The following is an 8,090-nucleotide window of genomic DNA, read 5'->3' on the forward strand; positions in this document are numbered from 1 at the left end:
GGAGGGGAGGGAGTGGGGAAGTGGTGGCGGCAAGTGGTCTGATGATCGGGCCGCCCCCGTCAGGAGACTATTCTCATGACCCAACTTCCCATCCTCGTACCGGCGGCAAATCTCACCAAGTCGCCCAGCAATGTCAGAAAGGTGAGCGACGCCGTGGCCGATGCGCAGCTTGAGGCCAACATTGCGGTCAAGGGCGTGCGGCAAAATCTCATCGGCGTTCCCGTCTCCCGCAAAAAGGGCCACTACCGCATCATCGCAGGCGGCCGCCGTCTCGATGCGGTCCATCGCCTGATCGAGAAGGGCGCCTTCGATCCAGCCTATCAGGTCGCCGTCCTCGTTCTGGGCGATGCCAAGGACGTGATCGAGACCAGCCTGGAGGAGAATATTTTTTCTCTGGCCATGAATCCCGCCGACACCTGCCGGGCGTTCCAGGATATCATCGAGATCGAGGCCAAGACCCCGGAGGATGTCGCCAAGCGCTTCGGCCTCACCGAGCGGTTCGTACGGAGCCGTCTGCGCCTTGCCGATCTCGCTGACCCGATATTCGACGCCCTGCGCAACAGCGAGATCACGCTGAACATCGCCGTTGCCTATGCGAGCAACAGCGACCGCATCAAGCAGGCCGAAGTCTTCGAACTGCTCAAGGACGGCCCGTATCGCAGCAACGTCAATGAGATCAAACGCCAGTTGGCCGAGAATACCTATGTCGGCAACGATCCCAAGGCGCTTTTGGTCGGCCGCGCCGCCTATATCGAAGCAGGTGGGCGGATCGACCCCGATCTCTTCACCGATTCGACGACCGAGCGCTGGATCGACGGCGACCTTCTCAACCGGCTCGCGGCGGAAAAGCTCGCCAGTGCCGCCGAATCAATGCGCGAACGCGATGGTTTTGCAGAAGTTCGGGTTCTGCCGACCACCCACGTCACTTACAATGATACCTGGGACCTTCGGCCACTCAAGGGTGAGACGCCACCTCTCACTGATGAGCAGCAGAGCCGCCTCGACGAAATCAAGACCGAGCTTGAAGCCGCTAACGAGGCTTATGAGGAAGCCGGGGACGAAGGCACTGCTCCGCTTGCCAACCGCATCGAACTGCTTGAGGCTGAGTATCGCTCGATCGAAAAGCCCGCGCCGACCCTGACCGACGAGCAGAAGGCAGGCGCTCTTGCCTATGTCGTCATAGGCCATGACGGTCAGCCGCGTCTGCACGAGCAGCTATACGTCGCTACGGCCGAGGAACCGCCCGCAGCGCGCGCGAGCTTTGACAGCCTGGAAGAAAGGACGATCGAAACCGAAGCCACCTCGCCGCGGGACAAGCTCACCTACAGCCTTCGGCTCGCCCAGGAACTGGCGGAGATGAAGAGCGAGTTGCTGCGGGTCCATATCGCCAGTGACCCACGTTTCGCGCTTGATCTGGGTACGTTCTGGATGGTCGACAAGGCAAGGCGCACCGATGACGCTGCCGATCTTGCAACCGAACTCACCGCCGACCAGCCTGGTTCGGCGCTGCTCGATTTCCACAGCGAGACGATCGCGGCCGAGGAATGGGCCAGGATCGACGACGCGCTCGACCGCAGTTGGATGAATGCCGGGAGTGTCACGCAGCGCTACGATGCTTTCTGCGCCCTTCCCGACGAAGCCCGCGCAGCATGGCTCGCCCGCGCCGTCGCTCGGACGCTTCGGCCTGTGGTCCTGGGGAGGGAGGGCGAAGCCCTTATCAATCATCTCGGCGGCAGGTTCGACATTGATGAAGCCGCCTGGTGGCGCCCGACAGCGAAAAACTATTTCGACCGGCTGAGCGGCAAGGCCGCGATCCTTGATCATATCGAAGAGGTCGGCGGAAAGGATCTGGCACTCCGATACAGCGCTTCGAAAAAGCATGATCTCTCGACCTCGGCCGAGAAGATGTTCGCCGGCGCCGTGCCGCTTGAGCCTGAAATCCGCGAAGCCGCAATGCGCTGGGTGCCCGATGCGATGCGCTTTAAGAAGCCTGCGGCAAAGTTGCATTGCGATCCGACAAATGGTGCGGACGGCGCGGGCGAAGAAGGCACGCTTCCGCAGGCTGCCTGATTCAGAGTCCGATCTTCGTGGCCGTAGCCTCATGCTGCGGCCACGTCTTTTCCGGCGGACCCTCACCGGGTTCCTGCTCCCATATGCCGGAGCCGTCACATGGCCGATATCACCCAACTTCCCGTCATGAGGGCGAGTGACGCAGAGGCCATCGGCTTCGCGCGCTTCAACGACGTTCCCACATTCCCGCTCGACATCCCCGACGGCGATTTCACGATCAGTATGAAAACCACCGATGGCAGGCGCATGACTATCTTCTTTGGCGCCTACCGTCGTGGCGCGCCGCCGCGCTTCGTCGATATCCAATATCATGACAACGGCACCATGATCTCGAACGCCAACGGCGGCATGTCGCCGACCTTCGACATGTTCACCATCGGGCGCGGCGGCCGCATTGCCTATGACAGCCGGAAGCACCCGGCAGACGACAAGCCGTCGATCACCGTAATTCTGCTGGGACCAGACGACAGCGATCAGAGAGACGCCTGATCCCAGGGCCGCCCGCACCCAAAAGGATCAAGCTCCGCGCCATGTCCATGTCCCACGCCTCTGCCCCACGGAGGGAAGGGGAAGTGGGGCGGTGGGCCGCGATTGGCCTGATCCACTCCGGAGTTCTGCCATGACACAACCGATGCTCGCGCTCGTTTTCCCCGACGAGCCGGAGAACCCCAAATCCACGCAGTTGATCGCTGTCGCCACACATCTTGCCGGCCTTCTTGGCAAAGGACAGCCGGTCCGGCGCCAGGACCTGACGCGCCTCATGGAGGAGGTCTTTGCGGCGTCGGACGCGAGCGGCGCCTGGTCGATGCGCGACGCCTATGACGCCCTCGAAGCCGCGCAGGTCATCCTGCTCAAATCCTCCCCGCCCGCCTTCGGCCTCGAACTCGCCGGTCCCGAGGCGTTCTCCTCGCTGCGCCGGTTCGAGCGGGCACTGCCGACGCAAACCTATCGCAGCGAGCATCAGGTGGAGATGCAGCAGTTCAGCACGCCGATTTCGCTGGCGTGGCTCGCGGCGCAGGCGGCCTGCATCAGCAGCGATGATCATGTGCTCGAACCCTCTGCCGGTACGGGAATGCTGGCTGTCCACGCCATCCGAGCGGGCGCCGCCGTGAGCCTCAATGAGCGGGACCCGGGCCGTGCCGATTTGCTCGGCAGGCTGCTCGGTTCTCCTGTCACAACGCACGACGCCGAATTCATCAACGATCTGACCGCCATTGGCTCTCCACCGACCGTCGTCCTCATGAACCCGCCGTTCAGCCGCAGCGACGGACGGGGCAAGGACCGCTTCGCCGGTGCCCGGCATCTGCGCGCTGCGCTTCTGCGCCTCGCACCGGGTGGGCGCTGCGTGGCCATCATGCCTCCGAATTTTGCCGCCGATGGCACGGCTGCCACAGGCTATGCCATGGTCTGCGAGACGGTGGCGCCCCGCTTCGAAATCACCATCCTGGGCAATCCCTACGCCAAGCACGGGACCAGCATCGCTGTCCGCCTCGTGATATTCGACAAGGGCTGGACAGGCACGACCGAACGTCACACGGCGCAGACGATCGAGGAGGCGGCGGCACTGGTTTCTGCAATTCCGCCGCGGCTTGGATCGCCTGATCCCGAACCCCAGCCGCCTGCTCCGGCTGTCATTCCCGTCACGGTTCGCAAGGCGACCATGTTATCGCCCTCCGCCATTTTCGGCGGGCTGCAAAAGCGTGTCCTTGCTGCGCCAGATCGGATAGCGGCCGACAGCAGCGCGAAGCCCGTCATCTACCAGATCCGCGACACGCCATTGCCCGCCGGTGATCCGATCGGCCATTATGCTCCCTGGCGCCTGGCAAGGATAGATATCCAAGGAGCGAGGCCGCATCCCGACCAACTGGTCGAGTCCGTCGCCATGGCTTCGGTCCTCCCGCCAGCCCCAAGCTATCGCCCGATGTTGCAGGCCCACGCCTTTGCCGCCCTTTCCGACGCGCAGCTCGAAACTATCATCCACGCGGGCGAGGCGTGCGAACGCGACCTCAAGGGGACATTTTCGCCCAACAGTGCCGGCGACCAGCTTCATGAAGATCCCGATGGCGCCGTCTATCGGACGGGCTATTTCGTCGCCGATGGAACCGGCGTCGGCAAAGGTCGAGAAGGCGCCGGCATCATTCTCGATCAGTGGAATCGCGGGCGTCGCCAGGCGATCTGGCTCAGCCGCAGTTCCGCCCTGATCGAGGACGCCCGCCGCGACTGGAGCGCGCTCGGCGGCATACCGATCGACATCCAGCCGCTCGACGCCTTTCCTCTAGGGACCCGCATCGGGATGGAAAGCGGCATCATCTTCCTGACCTATACGACCCTTCGGTCCCAACGCCATGATCGCGCGTCGCGGCTTCAGCAACTGCTCGACTGGGCGGGTCCTGACTTCGACGGAGTCATTCTGCTCGACGAGTCGCACGCGCTCGGCAACGCCGCAGGCACGGAAACGGAATTCGGCGCTGCCAAAGGGTCAGAACAGGGCCTGACCGGGGTTCGCCTCCAGATCGCGCTCCCGCGTGCCCGCGTTATCTATGTATCGGCCACCGGCGCGACCAAGCCCGAAAATCTGAGCTACACCACGCGCCTCGGCCTTTGGGGACCAGGCACCGCCTTCCACAACCGCGACGACTTTCTGGGCGCCATGGAGGAGGGCGGCATCGCCGCGATGGAAATCGTGGCGCGCGATACCAAGGCGATGGGTCTCTATACAGCGCGCGCCTTGAGCTTTGCCGGTGTCGAATATGACCCGCTCGAACATAGGCTGACCCCAGCCCAGGTCGAGATTTACGATGCCTATGCGAATGCCTGGGCAGTGATCCACCGCGGTGTTTCTGCCGCGCTTGAGGCCGCCAATATCGTCGATCGTGCGTCCGGTCGGACATTGAACGCCATGGCCAAGGGCTCGGCGCTCAGCCGCTTCGAGAGTTCCAAACAGAGGTTCTGGTCGGCCGTGTTGATCTCGATGAAGATGCCGTCCCTCTTCGCGGCGATCGAGGCTGAGCTTGCCGCCGGTCATGTCGCGGTCGTGCAGCTTGTCACCACATCCCAAGCCATTCTCGACCGTCGCCTAGCCGGCCTGTCTCCGCAAGAGCGGGCGCATCTCGATCTGGAACTCTCGCCCCTGGCGACGATGATAGATTATCTCAAAAATGCGTTTCCGATCCAGCAGATGCGCGTTTTCACGACAAGCGATGGCTCGCTCCGCTCCGAACCGCTGCGCGACGATGCCGGGGACATGGTCCAGTGCGCCGAGGCCATCGCTGCCCGCGACGCGCTGATCGAAGACCTCTGCGCGATGCCACCGCTACCGGCCGCCCTCGACGCCCTGCTGGCGCATTTCGGGACTGATCTTGTTGCCGAAGTGACGGGCCGCTCGCGTCGGATCGTGGTTGGCCCCGATGGGCGCCAGAAGCTCGAGCGCCGTGGCGCGCGCGCCAATATTGCCGAGACCCAGGCCTTCATGGACGGCCGCAAGCCGATTCTCGTGTTCTCCGATGCTGGCGGGACTGGTCGTTCCTACCATGCCGATCTGGATTGCCGGACTGCACACAAGCGGCGCATCCACTTCCTGCTTGAGCCGGGCTGGCGCGCGGATGTCGCGATCCAGGGGCTGGGTCGTACCCATCGCACCAACCAGAGCGTGCCGCCGGTGTTTCGCCCGGTGACTACCGACTGCAAGGGCGAACGCCGCTTCATTTCGACCATCGCGCGCCGTCTCGACAGCCTCGGTGCACTGACGCGGGGCCAACGGCAGACCGGCGGCCAAAATCTCTTCGATCCGGCCGACAACCTGGAGAGCGATTACGCGCGCGAGGCGCTCACCCAATGGTATCATCTGCTCCACGGCGGCAAGCTTTCGAGCGTCAGCATGACGCAATTTGTCGACCTCACCGGCCTCAAATTGACCGACGAGCAGGGATCGCTCGTCGACAAGCTGCCGCCGATCCAACGCTGGCTCAATCGCATCCTGGCGCTTCGGATCGCGACACAGAACGCAATCTTCGACGAATATATGGGCTTGATCCAGGCGCGGGTCGATGCCGCGCGTGAGGCCGGAACCCTGGATGTCGGCATCGAGACGATCCGGGCCGAACGGCTGATCGTCAAATCCGAACGGGTTTTGCGCACTGATCCGGTAAGCGGCGCGCAGACGAGGCTGTTGCGGCTCGAACTCCATCTTCGGCCGCGCGTCATGCGTTGGAAGCGCCTCATGCAGATCTGGGATGGAACAGCCGACATCGCATTTCTCTACAATCCTCGGTCGAAGCGGATTGCGCTCAAGGTGCCATCCTGGTCGATCACCGACGAGGAAGGGCGCATCGTCCCTATGTGCCAGCTCGTTCGGCCGACGGGCGCATCCCGTATCCATGAAGCCGCTCTGTGGAACAGCAAATGGCAGCGGATAGACCGCGACGAATTCCAGCAGCTCTGGGAGGCTGAGGCGACGCAGGCGGAAGCTCAGGTCGACATCGAGACTGTCAACGTCGCTACCGGGCTGCTGCTACCGGTGTGGCACAGGCTTCCACAAGACGATGTCCGCGTATGGCGGATCGATGACGGCGAGGGGGCCTCGATCCTGGGGCGCCTCATTCCGCCCTTGGCTTTGGCCGAACTCGAAACCGCATTCGGTCTTGACGGCAGCATCGAGCTGAATGCGGCGGAGCTCTGCGGAACGGCCCAGAAGGGGTCGGCTATTGCAATCCCGGGCCTGGGCGGTGCCACGCTTCAGAGCGCGATGGTGAACGGCACACGCAGGCTGGAAATCCGCGGCTACCGGTCCGAAGACCGCGAGCGACTGAAAGCGCGTGGTGTGTTCAGCGAGGTCATTGCGTACAAGACCCGCCTGTTCATTCCGATCGACCGATCGGTCGAGGTTGTCGACGCAATATTGGCGATGACCAAAATATAGTTTTCGGCGCCAAGCAGGCCGCCCCATCAACTGGATCGGGCGGCCTGCGGCCCGAGCGGGCCGCCGCTGACCCGTCGCTGCCCGAGAGACGGCGGCATCCCCCAATTCCCCATGTCCGAGGATCGCATGCACGAACGTCGTCGCAAGGCGATGGCTGCGCTGCTCTGCCGCAGCCAGCCGCGCCATGATCTCTATACCGTCTTTAGCGATTGCATGGAGGTCATGGCGATCGCCATGGCCAACAGCGTCGACCGGCCCCAGTTCGACCGAAGGGAAGCCCGCTATCTGCAAATCGTGCGGCAGTATCGTTCTGATGTCGTCGACCTCTTTCCGCGCGTCTTGGCCGAACTTGTGAACGCGCTCGAAGCGGGAATATCGGACGTGCTGGGTCCGCTGTTTCACGATTTTGAACTGCACAACAAGGCGCGGGGCCAATTTTTCACGCCTTATTCCATCTGTCAGATGATGGCCGACGTCTCCTTTGCCGATGAGGCCGATTTGCGCGCGCGCATTGACCAGCGAGGCTATATTCGCGCCATGGAGCCTGCCTGCGGCGCGGGCTCCATGGTCATTGCGCTGGCTGAAACCATGAAAGCGCGCGGCATCAATTATCAGCGCCACCTCCATGTGACCGCCATCGATATCGACCCTCGCGCGGTCCATATGGCCTATAGCCAGTTGTCGCTTCTGCACGTCCCGGCGCATCTGATGGTCGGTAATTCGCTGTCCGGTGAAATCGCCGAACACTGGTTCACGCCCGCGCACATATTTGGAGGCTGGAACGCACGTCTTGCCGCCGTCCGCGATGATGAGGTGACAGGAGGACCGATCACTCCAATTCCCAATATGCATGCGCCGGCGCTGGTCGGACAGCCCGCCGAAGTGCCCCCGGTCGCCGCGCCGGCTGCACCGCGCCAGCTCAGCCTGTTCTGATCGCCAGGTCTGCGTAATTTCCGCCCGCAAGATTTTCGCCAGATCGCGTTTCCCCAGGCCAGGCTGTGGTTCGCGCGGCAAGCGGTCGACGTCCATCGTAACGGCCTGGATGCCTGAGACCGACCAGGCTCGCCGAGGGCGCGGCCAGCTTGGAGGGAAGGGGGTGGGG

The 8,090-nt window shown here is 63.2% G+C and carries 4 protein-coding genes; all 4 read left to right on the forward strand.

All coding sequences use genetic code 11. The features are described from left to right. Positions 1-75 precede the first annotated feature (75 nt). The 4 genes from CG471_RS28040 to CG471_RS28055 all read left to right on the forward strand — a co-directional run bounded on the left by CG471_RS28040 (position 76) and on the right by CG471_RS28055 (position 7,921). Positions 76-2,070 (forward strand): ParB/Srx family N-terminal domain-containing protein, encoded by a 1,995-nt coding sequence (locus tag CG471_RS28040; protein ID WP_099234452.1) that lies wholly within the window; start codon positions 76-78, stop codon positions 2,068-2,070. Between the two features lie 99 nt (positions 2,071-2,169). Next, positions 2,170-2,559, forward strand: coding sequence for a hypothetical protein (locus tag CG471_RS28045; protein ID WP_099234453.1), 390 nt, complete (start codon positions 2,170-2,172; stop codon positions 2,557-2,559). A 130-nt stretch (positions 2,560-2,689) separates the two neighbouring features. Continuing rightward, positions 2,690-6,988, forward strand: coding sequence for a strawberry notch-like NTP hydrolase domain-containing protein (locus tag CG471_RS28050; protein ID WP_180275823.1), 4,299 nt, complete (start codon positions 2,690-2,692; stop codon positions 6,986-6,988). A 150-nt stretch (positions 6,989-7,138) separates the two neighbouring features. Continuing rightward, a complete protein-coding gene (locus CG471_RS28055; protein WP_257211718.1) occupies positions 7,139-7,921 on the forward strand; it encodes an N-6 DNA methylase in 783 nt (260 codons plus the stop codon). Positions 7,922-8,090 lie beyond the last annotated feature (169 nt).

Source organism: Sphingobium sp. IP1 (genome assembly GCF_002708645.1).
Lineage (GTDB): Bacteria > Pseudomonadota > Alphaproteobacteria > Sphingomonadales > Sphingomonadaceae > Sphingobium > Sphingobium yanoikuyae.

Bases quoted from the DNA above. Each gene is read 5' to 3' on its own strand.
- CG471_RS28040 (WP_099234452.1), top strand. From the start codon at position 76: ATGACCCAACTTCCCATCCTCGTACCGGCGGCAAATCTCACCAAGTCG.
- CG471_RS28045 (WP_099234453.1), top strand. From the start codon at position 2,170: ATGGCCGATATCACCCAACTTCCCGTCATGAGGGCGAGTGACGCAGAG.
- CG471_RS28050 (WP_180275823.1), top strand. From the start codon at position 2,690: ATGACACAACCGATGCTCGCGCTCGTTTTCCCCGACGAGCCGGAGAAC.
- CG471_RS28055 (WP_257211718.1), top strand. From the start codon at position 7,139: ATGGCTGCGCTGCTCTGCCGCAGCCAGCCGCGCCATGATCTCTATACC.